Source organism: Streptomyces sp. NPDC055815, assembly GCF_053616475.1.
This window is the reverse complement of the sequence record NZ_JBSHDU010000043.1, coordinates 24882-40720: the sequence shown is the minus strand read 5'-3', so window position 1 is coordinate 40720 and position 15839 is coordinate 24882. Positions and strand designations below refer to the sequence as shown.

Annotated in this window: 16 protein-coding genes; 14 read left to right on the top strand and 2 right to left on the bottom strand. The window is 70.3% G+C overall.

Annotated features, from left to right (window positions below):
• The first annotated feature begins 130 nt into the window (after positions 1–130).
• Positions 131–1255, top strand: a complete 1125-nt coding sequence (locus ACWGN5_RS25510; RefSeq protein ID WP_453519124.1) for a tyrosine-type recombinase/integrase — start codon at positions 131–133, stop codon at positions 1253–1255.
• Between the two features lie 40 nt (positions 1256–1295).
• Here ACWGN5_RS25510 and ACWGN5_RS25505 read toward each other — a convergent pair whose 3' ends face one another.
• Entirely contained in the window at positions 1296–1469 is a 174-nt protein-coding gene (locus ACWGN5_RS25505) for a helix-turn-helix domain-containing protein (protein ID WP_453519121.1), read from the bottom strand.
• A gap of 208 nt (positions 1470–1677) precedes the next feature.
• On the opposite strand from ACWGN5_RS25505, the gene ACWGN5_RS25500 reads away from it, so the two are divergent.
• Complete coding sequence (locus tag ACWGN5_RS25500) at positions 1678–2613, top strand: DUF5655 domain-containing protein (protein WP_453519120.1); 936 nt, start codon at positions 1678–1680, stop codon at positions 2611–2613.
• A 96-nt stretch (positions 2614–2709) separates the two neighbouring features.
• On the opposite strand, the gene ACWGN5_RS25495 is transcribed toward ACWGN5_RS25500, so the two are convergent.
• A complete protein-coding gene (locus tag ACWGN5_RS25495) occupies positions 2710–3456 on the bottom strand; it encodes a DNA-methyltransferase (RefSeq protein WP_453519118.1) in 747 nt (248 codons plus the stop codon).
• A gap of 581 nt (positions 3457–4037) precedes the next feature.
• Here ACWGN5_RS25495 and ACWGN5_RS25490 point away from each other — a divergent pair.
• From ACWGN5_RS25490 to ACWGN5_RS25435, 12 genes are all read left to right on the top strand, one after another.
• On the top strand, positions 4038–5183 hold the full coding sequence (locus ACWGN5_RS25490; protein ID WP_453519116.1) for a C40 family peptidase: 1146 nt from the start codon (positions 4038–4040) through the stop codon (positions 5181–5183).
• 89 nt (positions 5184–5272) lie between these two features.
• Positions 5273–5581: a DUF6112 family protein gene (locus ACWGN5_RS25485; protein WP_386869888.1), complete on the top strand. Its 309-nt coding sequence runs from the start codon at positions 5273–5275 to the stop codon at positions 5579–5581.
• Positions 5581–6270: a hypothetical protein gene (locus ACWGN5_RS25480; RefSeq protein WP_453519113.1), complete on the top strand. Its 690-nt coding sequence runs from the start codon at positions 5581–5583 to the stop codon at positions 6268–6270. Before ACWGN5_RS25485 ends, ACWGN5_RS25480 begins: the two co-directional genes overlap by 1 nt.
• Before the next feature lie 26 nt (positions 6271–6296).
• On the top strand, positions 6297–7694 hold the full coding sequence (locus tag ACWGN5_RS25475) for an SCO6881 family protein (protein ID WP_453519112.1): 1398 nt from the start codon (positions 6297–6299) through the stop codon (positions 7692–7694).
• A 132-nt stretch (positions 7695–7826) separates the two neighbouring features.
• On the top strand, positions 7827–9293 hold the full coding sequence (locus ACWGN5_RS25470) for an SCO6880 family protein (RefSeq protein ID WP_453519109.1): 1467 nt from the start codon (positions 7827–7829) through the stop codon (positions 9291–9293).
• A 34-nt stretch (positions 9294–9327) separates the two neighbouring features.
• Positions 9328–9780 (top strand): DUF6238 family protein, encoded by a 453-nt coding sequence (locus ACWGN5_RS25465; protein WP_453519108.1) that lies wholly within the window; start codon positions 9328–9330, stop codon positions 9778–9780.
• A gap of 27 nt (positions 9781–9807) precedes the next feature.
• The gene (locus ACWGN5_RS25460) at positions 9808–11313 is read left to right on the top strand and encodes an ATP-binding protein (protein ID WP_453519106.1); all 1506 of its coding nucleotides are present in this window, start codon (positions 9808–9810) and stop codon (positions 11311–11313) included.
• Between the two features lie 21 nt (positions 11314–11334).
• Positions 11335–12033, top strand: a complete 699-nt coding sequence (locus tag ACWGN5_RS25455; RefSeq protein WP_453519105.1) for a hypothetical protein — start codon at positions 11335–11337, stop codon at positions 12031–12033.
• A gap of 134 nt (positions 12034–12167) precedes the next feature.
• Positions 12168–12995, top strand: coding sequence for a hypothetical protein (locus ACWGN5_RS25450; protein WP_453519104.1), 828 nt, complete (start codon positions 12168–12170; stop codon positions 12993–12995).
• 99 nt (positions 12996–13094) lie between these two features.
• On the top strand, positions 13095–13856 hold the full coding sequence (locus ACWGN5_RS25445) for a hypothetical protein (protein WP_453519103.1): 762 nt from the start codon (positions 13095–13097) through the stop codon (positions 13854–13856).
• A gap of 26 nt (positions 13857–13882) precedes the next feature.
• The gene (locus tag ACWGN5_RS25440; protein ID WP_453519102.1) at positions 13883–14380 is read left to right on the top strand and encodes a hypothetical protein; all 498 of its coding nucleotides are present in this window, start codon (positions 13883–13885) and stop codon (positions 14378–14380) included.
• A gap of 181 nt (positions 14381–14561) precedes the next feature.
• Positions 14562–15830, top strand: a complete 1269-nt coding sequence (locus tag ACWGN5_RS25435) for a hypothetical protein (protein ID WP_453519100.1) — start codon at positions 14562–14564, stop codon at positions 15828–15830.
• The last annotated feature ends 9 nt before the right edge of the window (positions 15831–15839 follow it).

The window sequence follows — 15839 nt, the reverse complement described above, 5'->3', positions numbered from 1 at the left end:
TGCTCATCTCACCTGGAGGTATCCATGAGGATGCTGATCAACGTGCCCTAGTTTGGTGCGGCCGCAGGTCAGGGCCATGCTGTGGAGCCGTTGGTCAGCAAACTCCCAGCATGAGTCAGGAGCGGTGTACGTGGCGGCCAAACTCATCCGCGGGATGGGCAGTTTCTTCAAGACCTGCAGCTGCAAACGGCAGGGCGGATGCGCACACCCCTACGCTATCCGGTTCCGTGATGGAACGGGACGACAGTGCGAGGAGTCGGGCTACCCGACGCAGGACGACGCCCTCGACCGTCTCACGCAGGTCTACAGGGAGAAGCGCAGCACTCCCGTGCAGCAGTCCGAGATCAAACGAACGCTGGGCAAGCAGCGTTTCGGGGAGTACGCAGGCGCCTGGTTGCCGCGCCAGCGACATTACGCACCCGGCACGGTACGCACGGTCAAGCAATTGCTCGACCGTCAGATACTCCCAGCCCTCGAGTCCCGCCGGATCCACAGCTTCTCGCCGACCGTCGTTGACGACTTCATCATGTCGATGGAGGAGCGCAAGGTCGGCCTGGCCACACAGCAGAACGCCTTCGACACCCTCAAGAAGATCCTCCGGGACGCCCACCATAGGGGCGGGATAGCCGACGACCCCCTCCGAGGTGTCGTCCCACCGGAGTACATCCCCACTCGGATCACCATCCCCACTGTGGAAGAGATCCACGCTCTCAAGGAGGTCTCGTCCAAGGCCCTCGTCGTTGGCATCGATCTGATGTCCGGGTGTGGGCACCGGAACGGCGAAGCGTTCGCAGCCAACCTCGAAGGGATGGTCGCTGACGACGTGTACCGCATCACCGAGCAGATCGAAGGGAGGACCCGCCAGCGCGCCCCGCTCAAGCACCGCAAGGCCGGCGACTTCCGCGAAGTCCCCATGCCGGCCACGGTCCGGGAGTCCCTCCTCCGGTACGCGCACGACGTCGGCACAGACCAGAACGGCTTTCTGCTGCGCACTCAGCGCAGCCCCCACTGGGCATACACGACGCTCGACTATCAGTGGAGTGCCGCCAGGAGGCGGGCTGGCATCACACGGAAGCTGAACCCGTACTCCCTGCGCCACTTCTTCGCCTCGAACTGCCTGTCCAAGGGAATCCCCATCACCGACGTGGCCGAGTGGATGGGGCACTCGAACATCAACATGACGTACCGCATTTACCGCCATCTGATGCCGGCATCCATCGGTCGCGCAGCCAAGGTCCTTGAGGACGGGCTCTAACGGGAAAAACTGGGGGCCGGGTTGCCACCCGGCCCCTTCTTCATGAAACCTTCTGTTGCTGCGCCCATCGTTCGAGGTCCTCGACCTTGAACTTAAGCCGCCCCCCGAAGTAGTAGCGAGGAAGGCCATGCCTCCGCGAATCGCGATACATCCACCGCTGAGACATACCCAGATACTCGGCCGCTTCAGCGATCCCAAGGAACTGACTGCTCATAGGGCGCCCCGCCTCTCATCGGAATTTTGGGCCCGATGGTACGGAGCAAACGCGGCCACCCCTAATGAGCGTGCGAGGCCATCCCTTGATCCGAACGGTCGATAGCACGAAGAACTGGGCAAGCCGCCCTTCCCACTACCCGACGGCGGAATACCCACAGCCTCCCATTGATTGGTCTTCTTGCAGAGATCACGGGGAGGGGGCGCTGGTGGCCGAGCTGATGTTGTTCCGGCAGGACGTGGACGGGCGGGATGTCGAGCTGTCCGGTTCAACAGTGGCGCTGGAGGTGGAGCTGCAGCGGCGGGTGGAGGCCGGGCTGGAGCAGATGCTCGGGATCCGGTTCGTGGCGTCGGAGTATGCGACTGGTCCATGGCACCGGGGCCGCATCGACACGCTGGGGCTGGACGAGAACGGCAGCCCGGTGGTGATCGAGTTCAAGAGGGGCTCCGACAGCGGGGTGCTGTCGCAGGCCGTCTCGTACCTGTCCTGGCTGCGTTCGGCTCAGCACGAGTTCGAGGCGCTCGTCCGTAAGGTACTGGGCGCGGAGGCGGCCGAGTCGATCGACTGGCGCCGTCCGCGGATGGTCTGCATCGCGGCCGGCTTCTCCCACCACGACCGGGTGGCCGTGCAGTGGCTCCCCGAGCGGATCGACCTGGTGCGCTACCGGGTCTTCGAGGGCGGCCTGCTGAGCCTGCTGCTCGTCGATTCCTCGCCCGGCTCAGCGAGCGCCACTTCGTCTCGGCGGAGCCGGGAGCGGGACACGGTGGTCGCCAGCGCGCCGGCGGCACCGGTGGTTCCTGCGCCGGCGGGTGCCGGCCTCGTACCGGAGTCCTTGCGGGACCTGTACGCGGAGTTGGACGAGGCGCTCACCGCGTGGGGCGAGGTCGAGGTGGCGGCTCTGCGGCACTACATCGCTTACCGGCGCCTGGTGAACGTGGCGTCGGTGATCTTCCGTCCGAAGCACGAGGTGATCCTGGTCTATCTCAGACTCGACCCGGACGCGGTCGTGCTGGAGGAGGGCTTCACCCGGGACATGCGCGGTGTCGGGCACCTCGGGACGGGGGACCTGGAGGTGCGTCTCGCTTCGGCGGCGGACCTGGAGAAGGCGGCGCCGTTGATCCGGCGGGCGTTCGAGGCAGCCTGACAGAAGCATAAGGGCGGCTGGAGCATCGGTTTCTCGATGTTCCAGCCGCCCTTCGACGTCTGCGGCCCGTTAGCCCCGGGTTCTTCGTTCTCATGATCACTCCTCCGGGCCGGCCAGGGCGAAGTCATCCTGTTCCAGCTCGGCGCGCAGGCGCCGTTCGGCGATGTCGGCGTAGTGCGGGGACAGTTCGACGCCGACGAACTTCCGGCCTTCCCGGAGGGCCGCGACGCCCGTGGACCCGCTTCCGGTGAAGAGGTCGAGGACGGTGCCGCCTTCGGGGCAGACCTGGACGAGCTGCCGCATGATCCCGACGGGCTTCTGGGTGATGTGGACCCGGCCCTTGCGGGGCTGCGAGGCGATGTAGTGGCCGGGGAGGTAGAGGTCGCGGGTGTTGTCGACGGATCCCTTGACACCCCAGACGATGAACTCGGAGTCCTGCTTCGGCGCGCCCTTGCGGGGCCGGCTGGCCGGCTTGATCCACGGGAGCGTGCCGCTCCAGGTCCAGCCTGCCATCTGCAGGGCGTCGGTCGTGGTCGGTTCCTGGCGCCAGTCGGAGAAGACCATGGCCACCGCGTGCTCGGTCGAGGCCCGGTACGCCTCGGTGAGCAGGTCGGTCAGCCAGGAGCGGTAGGAGCGCTGGTCGCGGTTCTCGCCGGGGAAGTCGGCGAGGCCGTGCGTCGAGTTACTGGTGACGTACTTGGCGCGCGCGGTCCGTCCGGTGCGGTCCGAGCTTGTACGGCCGCCGGAGTTGTACGGCGGGTCGGTGATCACGGCGTTGACGCTCTCGTCCGGAAGGGACTTCAGCACGGTCAGGGCGTCGCCTCGGTGCAGCGTGTAACTCATAGGAAGGGCCTCTCTCAGGACATGGCGGGGCTGGGGCCCGCTCCGGGCAGCGCTCAACGGCGGTCTTCCGGGGCGGGGTTGTGCTGGAGGTTAACCATGCTTTCCGGCCGGACCTAACGAGCCGGGCCGTGCCGCGGAACCCGGTCCGGGAGTCGTTTGGTGCGGCCGGAATCCCGGCCTACTGTCTCGCCGTGTCACCGGGCAGGAGCCTCGCTCCACCGCCGCTGACCTGTGCTTATCCGTGCTGTCTCGTCCAGGACGAGCGGTATCGGAGGCACGTTGCCCTCCTTCTTCCCGCACACCGTCAGGAGCCCCGGTGTACTGCCTGAGATTACGAGCGCGGCTGGCTGCCGCGCGCGACCTGAGACCGGCGTCCGGGAGCTACCAACTCCTCTGGCCCGGGCCCGCCCGAGCGGCGGATGCACATCGGCGCGGTGCCGGCGGCTTTGCACGAGAAGCCGGCACCACGCCTCCTACGAACACCGAGGAGCCGCTGCGATGCAGCATGCCCTGATACATCCGCGCCCCGCCCCAACGCCGTCACCCGGCTGGCACCGCCGCCTCGGTGAACGGCGGCGGCGATGAAGAAGACCACCGGAGCCGTCGTCGGTCTCTGCGCAACAGCTCCGCTGCTGCTGGCCGTTCCAATTCTCGCCATTGGGGCCGGGACCGCCTCAGCCTCCTGCTCGACCGGCGGGGCGCAGGATGTGGATACCGCCGCCGTCGCCGCCCAGGTGAAGGCCATCCTGGACGGCGGCGACAAGGGCTCGGTCTCCTTGCCGGGCCTGGACGACCCGGCCGAGCAGGTGCCCAACGCCAAGACGATCCAGGCCACCGGCGTCGCGATGAACATCCCGGCCCGCGGGCAGGTCGTGGCCCTGGCGACCGCCCTGCAGGAGAGCGGCCTGCGGAACCTGACCTACGGCGACCGGGACTCGCTGGGGCTTTTCCAGCAGCGGCCGTCGATGGGGTGGGGCACGGCGAACGAGATCCTCGACCCGGTGCACGCCTCGACCAAGTTCTACGAGGGGCTGCGGAAGGTCTCGGGCTGGGAGTCCCTGTCGATCACCCAGGCCGCCCAGGCGGTGCAGCGGTCGGGCTTCCCGGAGGCGTACGCCAAGTGGGAGCCCCTGGCCACCGCCCTGCAGAAGGCCATCGAACCCCTGCTGCCGAAGCCCGGTGGCGCTTCACCGGACCCTTCGCCGTCCGGCTCGGCCGACACCGGCAGTCCTGCGCCCGGTATCGCGGGCGGTTGCAGTGCCGAGGGGGACAGGACCGACTTCGGCACCATCCCGCCCGGCGTGCTGCCGGCCGAGTACAAGATCCCCGCTGACGCTCCGCAAGAGGTCCAGACGGCAATCCGGTGGGCGCTCGGGCAGCTCGGCACGCCGTACCAGTGGGGCGGGACCTGCATGAACTCCCACGGCAAGGACGCCATGGGCCGGTGCGACTGCTCCTCCCTGATGCAGCAGGCGTACAAGGCCGCCGGGGTCACCCTGACGCGCACGACGTACACGCAGGTCAAGGACGGCAAGGCAGTGTCGGCCGACACCCTCCGGCCGGGTGACCTGCTCTTCACCGAGGGGACGGCCGCCGTACCCGAGCACGTCGGGATGGCCATCGGGCAGGGCCTGATCGTGCACGCCCCGCGCCCCGGCGACGTGGTCCGCATCACGACCCTCGCCTCCTGGAAACCGCGGATTCTCGCGGCCCGCCGAGTCGTCTGACCGGCGCTTCTTCCCCTCTCCCCTTTCCCTCGCACCACCGCTTCGCCCCATCGGGCTTTGGCGTGCGCGCAATCAAACTGGAGTTCTCCATGTATCTCGCCGACCAGGTCATTCAGCTCGCCTACGATCCCGGGATCAAGCCGAACGAGGGCGGTCTGCCGGGCCTGTCCGTCCTCAAGCAGGTGATGGGCTCCATCAACCTCTTCGGCCTCATCGCCGTGGTCGGCGCCCTCGCCGTCAGCGCGGGCGTGTGGGCCTGGGGCCACCACTCCGGCGGCCACCAGGCGGAGGCCAACGGCAAGAAGGGCGTGCTGGTGAGCGCCGGCGCGGCCCTTCTGCTCGGCGCGGCGAACGGCGTGGTGGCCTTCTTCAGCACGCTGGGGACGCAGGTCCGCTGATGGCTCAGCACTCCACCCACCCCGGCGGCGCATCTCGCGTGCGCCGCCGGGCGCTGCTCGGCACCGTCGTCCTGGTGGTGCTCGTCGCCCTCGCCGGCCTGGCCGCGTACCTCACCCGCGACGGCAGGGGCCCTTCCGAAGCCCCTGCTCCACCGCCGAGTTCACCCTCGGGCTCCTCTTCGCCTCCTTCGGCGTCCGGGTCGTCTACCCCGCACACCCGTCCCCATGCTCTTCCGATCCCGCCGAAGACCCATGACCCGATCGCGTACGGGAGGGCAGCCTCCGCAGCGCTGTGGTCCTACGACACCCGTGCGTACTCGCGGCCCGAGCTGCGAAAGGCTCTGCGCGGGTGGCTGACCACGGAGGCGAAGTACGCCGACCCGGCCTCGGTCGACAAGGTCGTCCCCTCGGCGGTGCTGTGGAAGGAGATGGCCGCCAACGGCCAGTTCGCCACCGCCAAGGTGTACGAGGGGCACTTCCCGAACGCGTTCACCCGGGCCCTTCAGGAAGACCCCGGCGCCATCACTCAGGCGTACGTCTACGCCGTCACGGTCTCCGGCAAGCAGTCGATCGCCTGGAAGGGCTCGCCCGCCGGCGGTGCGGAGAGCCGTTCCACCACGCTCGCGGTCCAGTGCCGGCCCGACCGTCCCTGCGCTCTGGTCGGCGTGATGCCGTCCGTCGCGCCCTGACCCCGTTCGAGAAAGGAGGTACCGCCATGGGAGTCTGCGACTTCCCGCTGATGGACAAGGTGTGCGGCGCCGTCGACTTCGCCACCAACCCCGCCGGAACCGTCACGGACGGCATCGGCGCGTGGATCGCGAAGTCGATGGGCGAACTGGCGGCCAGCGCCGCCGACCTGGCCGCCAAGGCCGTCAACGAGACGACCGCCATCGACCTCAACGCCGGATGGTTCCGGGACAACTACGAGCTCCTGCTGCCCATCGGACTCGCTCTGACCGTCGGCGTCTTCTGTATCCAGCTCATGACCGCGGCCTGGCGACGCGATGAACGCGCTCTTGCTCAGGCCGCGTTCGGCACCATGACCGGCGTCCTGTTCAGCTTCTGCGCCATCGCCTTCACCACCGTCGCCATCACCGTGGTCGACGCCCTGTCCGACGGGCTGTTCCAAGCGGCCAACACCTCCGTCGACGACGCGATCCGGCGCGTGGTGAAGGTCAACGAGCTGGGGGCGATGTACGGCCTCGGCTGGGGCGTCCCAGCCCTGGTCGCCCTCGGGTGCGCGATCGGCGCCTTCTTGTACTGGGGTGTCATGGTCGCCCGCAAGGTCGGCGTCCTGATCATGGTCTCCCTCGCCGTGTTCGCCGGTGCCGGCGGCGGCTGGGAGGTCGCCAAGCGGTGGCGGCGCGGCTGGATCGAGGCCACCGCTACCCTGGTCGTCTCCAAGCTCCTGATGACCGTGGTCTTCCTGATCGGCGTCTCCGCCATGGGCAAGAGCGACGCCAGCGACGGGATGTCGGCCCTGTCCGACGCGATGGCGGGCATCGTCGTGATGGTCCTCGTGCTGCTCTGCCCGTACGCGACGTACAAGTTCGTGCACTGGGCCAGCGACGGCGGTGGCCACGACGACCTGCACCGCACCGGCATCGCCGGCATGGCGGTCGCCGCAGGAGCGGCGAAGACCGCGGCCACCCTGGCAATGCAGGCCGGCACCGGTGCTCCCGCTCCCCAGGGGCCGAGCCAGGTCCCCGGTGCGGGCGCCGACGGCGTCGCCTCCGGCATCAATCCCGCCGGCGGCAATTTCAGCAAGGAGGGCATCGACGCCGGTCCGCCCAAGCAGCAGACCCGCTTCCGCTACGGCGAGGACCCGAACGCCACCGGCGACAAGGGCCGGGCCCTCATCCAGCGCCCCGGCATCCCACCGCTCATCACGCGTCCCAGCACGGCCGAAGCGGAAGGGTCGGATGTGGTCGTCCACGGCGTCACCGGCAGCTCCGGCTATCTCGTCGGCGCGTCAGCTCCGGGCGGCAGCATGACCTCCCTGCCGCCTGTCGGCTCCGCGACTGCGCCGCCGCCCCCCGCGGGACCGTCGGCCGCCGCTTCTCCGACGCCGACGAACTGGGTGTTCCCCAACCAGCCGCCGTCGGGTTCCTGACCCATCACACCCGGGGCGGGCTGCACACCACGGCCCGCCCCACCCTGACCGACCAGCAGAGGAGTCCCCCATGACCTCCAGAAGAGCGTCGCGCGCCCCGTCCTCCGCCCGCTCCCACCGTCTGGAACCACCATGTCCGGCAAGCACCAGGCCCCTACAGCCACCGTGAAGTTCCCCCACCGCAGCAGGCGCGGCATCCTGCTCGGACTGACCGCCCCGCAGCTGTTCGTCGCCGGCCTCACCGGCCTTCTCCTTCTCGCCGTCGTCCTCACCCGCGGCGTGGTCGGCGCCCTCCAGCTCATCCCGCTGTGGGCCGTCATCGCCCTGTTCGTCTTCCTCCGCCATCGTGGCCGTGCCCTGGCGGACTGGGCTCCGATCGTCACCCGGTACGTCCTGCGCCGGATGCGTGGCCAGCTCGTCTGGCTCACCCGGCCCTCCCGTCGGCCGACCCGCGAAGGACTCCTCCACCTCCCCGGCACCGCCGCCAGCCTGCGCGTGGTCACCGCCCCTGACGGTAGGTACGGTGCGGTCCACGATCCCCACAGCGGCACGCTGACCGCCGTGGTCAAGGTCTCCTCCCGCGCCTACGCGCTGCTCGACCCGGGCACCCAGCAGGCCAACGTCAGCGGCTGGGGACGCGCGCTGGCCGCGCTGGCCCGTACCGGGCAGATCGCCCGCATCCAGGTGATCGAACGCACCGTCCCGGACTCCGGCGACGCGCTTCGCCGCTACTGGGAAGAGCACGGCCGACCCCACGCCCCCATGGCGGGCGCGATCTACAGCGAGCTGATCCAGAGCGCGGGCCCGGCGGCGGCACCCCACGAGGCATACGTCGCGGTGGCGCTGGACACCAAGGCCGCGCGACGGCTGATCAACCAGGCCGGCGGTGGCCTGACCGGCTCCTTCAGCGTCCTGGCGCAGCTGACCTCCACGTTCGACCAGGCCGCGCGGACCGCCGGGCTCAACCCCACCGGCTGGCTCACCGCCCGCGAGATCGCCGCCGTCGTCCGCACCGCCTACGACCCCAAGGCCCTCACGGCGCTGGACCGGTGGTCCACCGCCGGCCGTCCCGAGGCCGAGCCCGCAGCCGCCGGCCCCGTCGTGGTCGTCGAGAAGGCGGACCACATCGCGACCGACTCGGCCGTCCACGCCACGTACTGGGTGGAGAACTGGCCGAGGACCGAGACGTCGGCCGGCTTCCTGCACCAGCTCCTGTTCACCGGCGGCGTCCGGCGCACGCTGTCGCTCTCCTACGAGCCGAAGGGACTGGACGCCGCCCTGCGCGACGTCCAGCGCAAGAAGGCCAGCGTGATCGCGGACACCGCCGAGCGAGCCCGGCGCGGCCAGGTCGACTCCGAGGCGGACTCGATCGAGTACCAGGACATCAAGTCCCGCGAGCGCCAGCTCATCGCGGGCCACGCCGATGTCGCCCTGACCGGGCTGCTGACCGTCTCGGCCGATTCCGAGGACGAACTCCGCTCCGCCTGCGCGGTCGTGGAGACCGCGGCCGTCGGCGCCCAGCTCGACGTCCGGCCGCTGACCTGGCAGCAGGCCGAAGCGTTCACCGCCGCCGCCCTGCCGCTCGCGCTCGCCGCCTGACGCCGGCCCTTCCCTCCCTTCGAAAGAGCACCCCATGTCCCGCACCGCCAGCCCGACCGCGCAGGACTTCGTGCCCTTCGCCACCGCCGCGCTCGACTTCCACCGTGCGCTCAACCTCCCGGGCGGCCCGCTCGTCACCAGCCGCGCCGAGCTGGACGCTCTGCACGCGCACCTCGTCTCGGTACACGGGCTGCTCGACGCCCATACCGCCCGTACCGGTCAGCTCGTGCCGATCGAAGGCGACCAGCTTCGCGCCGCCCGCACCCGCATCTGGCAGGCCGCCGACCACGTCCACGCCGCCTACCACGCGGCGCCCCGGCCGGATTCGGGCGAGGTGCCCGAACCCGAGGCGTGCCAGGCCGGCCTGCCCGAAGGGGCACCGCAGCTGACCATCTGCCAGCGCCACCAGCGCGCCGCGCACCTGGTCCGCCGCCGTACCACCCCGGCCGACCTGCACACGCCGTTCACCGGCCTCGTCCGCCGCTGACCCCCTCACCTGTCTGGAGAAACGTTCATGCCCCGTACCCGCGCCAGCGCCTCTCCCCTGTACGTGCCGCACAAGGCTTCGCGGGCCCAGCAGAGGGCCGCCCGAGCCGGATTCGCCGAGGCCCGCCGCCAGGCGCGCCTCGCCGGGACACCGCCCCAGCACCGCGCCGAGGAAACCCTCGACCCGGAGCTGCGGCCGGTCTACCCGCCGACCGGTCGTCCCGGTCCGGCCTCGGCCCGGGGCGGCAAGCTCCACCTGCCCGCCCACCGAATGACCACCGCCACCGCTTCGGGGGCCTACCCCTTCGTCGCCGAGGGCGGCCTGGGGGCCGAGGGCATCTTCATCGGCCGCGACGTCCACGCCGAAGCCGCCTTCTGTTTCGATCCGTTCTCGCTGTACAGCAGCGGCCGGATCGAGGGCTTCACGAACCCCAACGTGGTCCTCGCCGGGATCATCGGCATGGGCAAGTCCGCGCTGGCGAAGTCCATCGCCACCCGGTCGATCGCCCACGGCTACCGGATCTACATCCCCTGCGATCCGAAGGGCGAGTGGACCGGCGTCGCCCAGGCCCTCGGCGGCTACAGCATCGCCCTGGGCCCCGGCCTCCCGGGCCGGCTGAACCCGCTGGACGCCCCGCCCCGGCCCACCTCCGTCAGCGAGGAGGACTGGGCGACCGAGGTCCGAAAGCGCCGTCTGCTGCTCCTGGCCGGCCTGGCGCGCACCGTCCTCAAGCGCGACCTGCTGCCGATGGAGCACACCGCCCTCGACCTCGCCCTCGACCTGGTCGTCGCCGAGGCCGCCGCCCGGGGCGCGGTGCCGCTGCTCGGAGAGATCGCGCACGCCCTCGGCTCGCCCGAACGCCTCGACCGGGCCCTCGGCCACCAGACCGGACACCTCGGGTCGGCCGCCCAGGACCTCGCGCACGCCCTGCGCCGCCTGGTGCACGGTGACCTGAGTGGCATGTTCGATGCCCCCTCGACGGTGGCGTTCGATCCGACCGCGCCGATGCTGTCCATCGACCTCTCCCGCCTCGGAGGCTCCGGCGACGACACCGCGCTGGTCCTTGCGATGACCTGCGCGAGCGCGTGGATGGAGTCCGCCCTCGCCGACCCCGACGGCGGCCGGCGCTGGGTGATCTACGACGAGGCGTGGCGGCTGATGAGGCACGTCGGCCTGCTCGAGCGGATGCAGAGCCAGTGGAAGCTCTCCCGTGGTCTCGGCATCGCGAACTTGATGGTGATCCACCGGCTCAGCGATCTGCTCTCCGCGGGCGATGCCGGCTCACGCGGCCGGGTGCTGGCCGAGGGCCTCCTGGCCGACTGCTCCACCCGCATCATCTACCGCCAGGAGCCCGACCAGCTCGCCGCCGCCGCATCCCTGCTCGGCTTGACCGGCGTCGAGACCCAGGCGGTGTCCGCCCTGACCAAGGGCCGGGGCCTGTGGAAGGTCGCGGGCCGGTCCTTCATTACGCAGCACATCCTGCACCCGGCCGAACGCGAACTGTTCGATACCGACGCCCGCATGTCGGCATAGGGCCTGTCCGGAGGATCAATCATGTCTGCTTCTCCCAGTTCTCCCGGCCTGGCCGAAGATCAGCTGCCGGCGGCCACCGACCGCCTGGCGTGGCGGAGGCACATCCCGGCGCTGGCCTCCGCCGCCGCCGGGATCAGGCAGGCGTCCGACGCCTGGGACGCGGTCTCGGACTCCTTCTGCGACGGGGACGGCTGGCCCGTCGACGAGCAGGGATACGAGGACGGCAAGGTGAAACGCGACGCCGAGGCGTGGAAACACGTGGAGGTCTTCCTCGCCCACGGTCCCGAGGTCCTGGCCGGCGTCCGCGCCGCCGCCCATGGTGCCGACTACGTCGAGGGGCCGATCAGCGAAGACCTCCACCGGCTGCGCGGGATCGACACCACCCTGGAACGGGCGGAACAGCTCCAGCGTGAGTGGGATCAGATCATGGCCCTCATGGACGCCTCGCTCCCCGGCTCGCGGAAGCTCTACGAGAGCCAGGCGGAGGAGAACCGCAACTCCGACGGCTGGCACTACGCCGACGAGCTGTCCATCCGCGGCCCGGCCCTCGTACGGGCCGCCGACTACCTGGCCGACCGAGCGGACCGCGAACAGTCCTCGCGGACCGAACAGGCACGTGCGGCCCTTGCCCGATCCACCTCCGACCGTCGCAGGCCCCTGTCCGCTTCTCCCCCGGCGCCACCGGCACCCGGCCCACCGGTGCCGGGCCGCTCCCGCTGACGCCCATAGCACCGAGTCCCAGCGGGACCAAACCTTCCGATCGCCAGATCCTCGTGGACCACCGCCCGCCCCTGTACGGCGTGCCCGCAGCCCACGCCGCCGACCGCTGGAACACCCCACTACGGAGAAAGCCCATGTACCAGGACAACCCGCTGATCACCTTCGAGCGAGAGGGACCACACATCACCGCGTGGACCAGCACCTCCTCCTCGCCTGTTGTCTCCGAGGATCCGAAAGAGGATCACGGGTACGGCTTTCTCACCGCTCCCCTCCGCCAACGCGGCCTGGAGGTCACCGTCGAGTACGGCCTGAGCGACTACATCGTCCACGCCGCCCTCCCCGACGGCAGTTCGCTGATCATCTCGCCGCCGCAGGAACCACCCAGCGAGGAGCCCGAGTTCCCCGAGAGCTGGACGGCGATCCGCCACAGGGACACCGGGCCCTCGGTGTACGAAGAGATCTACGACTCGGAACCCGGCGGCCCTGACGCCCGGTACGGCGGCAGCGTCCCGAGTCTGCTCGCCGCCATCGACACACGACTGGACCAGCTCGGCGTGCCGCCACGCCCCGAGCAGCAACGCTCCTCACAGGAGCGCGTCGCCGACGCCGTGCTCCACCGTGCGGGCTTCATCACCGCCGTCTCATTCGACGGGGAGCGGTACCACCGGCTGCCCTCTGCCATGACCGATCCGACCGAGCAGCGGCGGGCGGTGACCCGGGCTTTCGCAGCGCTGCAGGACGAGGGCTTCACCGTCCTGTGCGACTCGGCCCTGCTCACGTCCAAGGGTCGAAGTCGGACAGACCGGACCGCCCTGCTGGTCTCTGCTCAGCCACGGGTGAGCGCTGCTCTCGCGCCCTCGCCGTCGGCCGGACCGCGCGTGGTCCGCACACCCCTGGCGACGGCCCCTCCCCCACGTCCCGTGCTTCCACCAGCATGTCCCTCCACCACCCCTGGTCGCTGATCTCTTCCCGTCTCGGAGTACGCCGTATGCCTCTCACCAGCAGAACCCTTCCGGCCCTCGACCTCCCCCGTCATCGAGCCCGCACCGGATGGATCAGCTGTGTTGCCCACCTCCGCCGAAGAACTGCTTGCCGACGTCACCGTCGGCCGCCACCCCGACTACGGCATCGTCGCCGCGAACCCCAAGAGCCTCGCCGCCGGCACCTGGATGCTGGAGCGGCTCGACTTCCGTCCCGTCCTGGGCGAGCCGACCCTGTACGCCTTGACCGACCAGCAGCGTGACGGGCAGGGCCGCGCCACCCGGGCCGTCGCGCTGCTGCGCAACGCCGGCTTCCGGGTCGACACGGACGCCGTGTTCAACCCTTCCCTGGTACCCGACGCGGAGCCCGTCCCCTCCCGGGCTCCGCACGCCGAGCCCGATGTCGCATTCGCCGAGCATCCGCGGCTCGGCATCGTCGCGGCCATCGACAGCCGTGCCTCCGGACTCACCGGACTCGCCTTGGTCGAACACGGCTGGCGGCACGATCACCGCCTGGACATCTACACGCTGCCCGGCGCCAGCCGCGACGAGGCCCTGGGGAAGGTCGCCGACGCCACGCTGGCCCTGCACCGTTCCGGTGTCCAGGTTGCGGTGCAGCCCCGCCTCGCCCAGGACGTAGCGGTCCGCCACCGTCCCGCGCCCGCCTCGTCCCGCGACCGTGTCCAGGGCGCTGGCCGTAGTTCTCCGATCGTGGCCGCCGCGCTCACCGCCAGCCCGGCCCTCGCCAATCTGCCGGGCAAGGCGCCAGCGTCGGCTCCCGCCACTTCCGTAGCGGCGGCCCGGCCGGTCGACCCGCGCATCGCGTTCACCCGCGACCGCTGACCCAACTCCCGTAAGGAATAGCTCCCATGGCCGTGAAGACCATCTGGCCGATCAACCACTCATGCGGCCACAAGGCCGACCGTGACCTGTCCAATCGGCCGGCCGACCGCCGCGCGGGCTTCGCCGAGTGGCTCGCCAGCCAGGAGTGCAGCGACTGCTGGCGCGCCTCCAAGGAGAACAGCGAGCAGGACAAGACCGCCTGGGTGAAGGCCAAACGCGCCGAAGAGCAGGCCGAGTCCGAAGCTTGGTCGCAGCAGTACCGGATGCCTCCGCTGGAGGGAACCGAGCGCGCCGTCCCCTGGGCTGTGCGTTGCCGCCACCAGATCCTGACTGCCGCCTACACCGCCCCGGTCCTCGAGGGCGAAACCACCGAGACGGAGTGGGAGGAGGTTGAGGAGACCGCTCGCACCATCACCCGCGCTGGATGGTGGATCGACCAGCGCTCCTCCGAACCCGACGACCTCACCGAGCTGCTCCAGGCCGCCACTGACGCCGACCGGCCCAGCGAGAACCCCCACTTCTAGCTGTCCGGTGCCCCTCTTCGGCGGGGCATCGGTTCCTCGTCTCCCGCCAAGGCCAGGGGCCGGGTGAGCAGGGCTTCTAGCAGGGATCCCCGGCCTGGCCAAATCCCGAATCCGGCGGATTCTCTCCCTGTTGGTCCCTCTCCGGGCCCTCGTTTCTTCCTTCTCTTTCGAGGTAGACGCCGTGATCGCCCACCTGCAGCGCGCCAGCGACACCGCCGGCCTGCTCGCGTACCTGTACGGGCCGGGTGAACGCGGTGTCCACGTCAGCCCCCGGCTGATCGCGGGCGACGGTCACGGGGCGCCGATCGAGCTGCTCACCGAGCCGGGCTCGCTGCCCTACCTGGCCCATGCTCTCGACGCTCCGGTCGAGCGGCTCGGGGCCCGCGCTCCCGTCCGGCCGACGTGGGTCTGCTCGGTCCGTTCCGATCCTCACCGGCCGGACCTCACCGACGCGCAGTGGGCCGTCGTCGCCCGCCGGTTGGTGTCCGCCGTCGGGATCGCCCCGGAGGGCGATCCGGATGCCTGCCGGTGGATCGCCCTGCGCAACCAGCCCCGTCAGGTGCATGTCGTGGCCACCCTCGCCCGTGAGGACGGCGGCCTGCACCAGGGCTATCGCGACGCCTTCCGTCTCCAGACCGAGTGCCGCCGTATCGCGGCCGAGCTGGGGCACCTGCCCACCGCACCCCATCCGGCTTCCCGTGCCCAGGAGACTTCTGTGCCTGCCCTTCTCATCACCATCTCCTCCGAGGCCAGCGGCAGTGTCGTGGCGAAGGGCGCCAATGATGATCTTTCCGCGATGATCCTCAAGCACGCCGGCTTCCGGCAGATCGAGGACTGGCACGGCCGGCGCCACCGGCTTCCCACCACCACCGCGGTCGCCGACCAGGTCGCCATCGCCAGCCACGCGGCCGAGATGCTCCGTGCCGCCCGTTACGGCGTCGATCTCGCTCCTTCCCTGGACGTGGCCCGGATGAGTACTCCGGCGAATCCCCTCGGGCCCTATGCCGCCGGAGCCGCGCTCCTTCAGATCACGGACCGCGTCAGGTCGGCCGAGAACGGGGCGGACCTTCGGCGAGCGGTCGACCAGCTCCTTCACCCCGAGCACGGGGCCCTGGAACGTGTCCGGGAAGCGCTGGAGGCGGCGAGCGAACACATCACCGACCTCGACGACGAGGCGTACGCGCTGGCTGACCGGTTCGGCTTCGCGGCGGAGTTCGTCAGCTCGGCACAGTCGGAGGTCGTCGACTCGGAGGACGAGTTGCGTCGTGTCGGCGGCCCGTCCCGGGCCGAGGCTCGGACGCGGTCCTCGGATCTGCCTGCTTCCCAAAGCGCGGCGTTGGCCGTGTCGCCCGCAGCGGCCAAGGCCGAGGTCGTCTCAGTCTTCGGTATCGAGTTCACGGATGCCCGTGCGGCCGCACGCCCCCCGCGTACCTCCGGTCCTCGGCGGTGATCGGGTGTT

What these genes read in the sequence shown, in the direction of transcription:
- ACWGN5_RS25470 (WP_453519109.1), top strand. Translation starts at nt 7,827, where the DNA reads ATGTCCGGCAAGCACCAGGCCCCTACAGCCACCGTGAAGTTCCCCCAC.
- ACWGN5_RS25440 (WP_453519102.1), top strand. Translation starts at nt 13,883, where the DNA reads ATGGCCGTGAAGACCATCTGGCCGATCAACCACTCATGCGGCCACAAG.
- ACWGN5_RS25505 (WP_453519121.1), bottom strand. Translation starts at nt 1,469, where the DNA reads ATGAGCAGTCAGTTCCTTGGGATCGCTGAAGCGGCCGAGTATCTGGGT.
- ACWGN5_RS25450 (WP_453519104.1), top strand. Translation starts at nt 12,168, where the DNA reads ATGTACCAGGACAACCCGCTGATCACCTTCGAGCGAGAGGGACCACAC.
- ACWGN5_RS25485 (WP_386869888.1), top strand. Translation starts at nt 5,273, where the DNA reads ATGTATCTCGCCGACCAGGTCATTCAGCTCGCCTACGATCCCGGGATC.
- ACWGN5_RS25490 (WP_453519116.1), top strand. Translation starts at nt 4,038, where the DNA reads ATGAAGAAGACCACCGGAGCCGTCGTCGGTCTCTGCGCAACAGCTCCG.
- ACWGN5_RS25465 (WP_453519108.1), top strand. Translation starts at nt 9,328, where the DNA reads ATGTCCCGCACCGCCAGCCCGACCGCGCAGGACTTCGTGCCCTTCGCC.
- ACWGN5_RS25460 (WP_453519106.1), top strand. Translation starts at nt 9,808, where the DNA reads ATGCCCCGTACCCGCGCCAGCGCCTCTCCCCTGTACGTGCCGCACAAG.
- ACWGN5_RS25475 (WP_453519112.1), top strand. Translation starts at nt 6,297, where the DNA reads ATGGGAGTCTGCGACTTCCCGCTGATGGACAAGGTGTGCGGCGCCGTC.
- ACWGN5_RS25495 (WP_453519118.1), bottom strand. Translation starts at nt 3,456, where the DNA reads ATGAGTTACACGCTGCACCGAGGCGACGCCCTGACCGTGCTGAAGTCC.
- ACWGN5_RS25480 (WP_453519113.1), top strand. Translation starts at nt 5,581, where the DNA reads ATGGCTCAGCACTCCACCCACCCCGGCGGCGCATCTCGCGTGCGCCGC.
- ACWGN5_RS25455 (WP_453519105.1), top strand. Translation starts at nt 11,335, where the DNA reads ATGTCTGCTTCTCCCAGTTCTCCCGGCCTGGCCGAAGATCAGCTGCCG.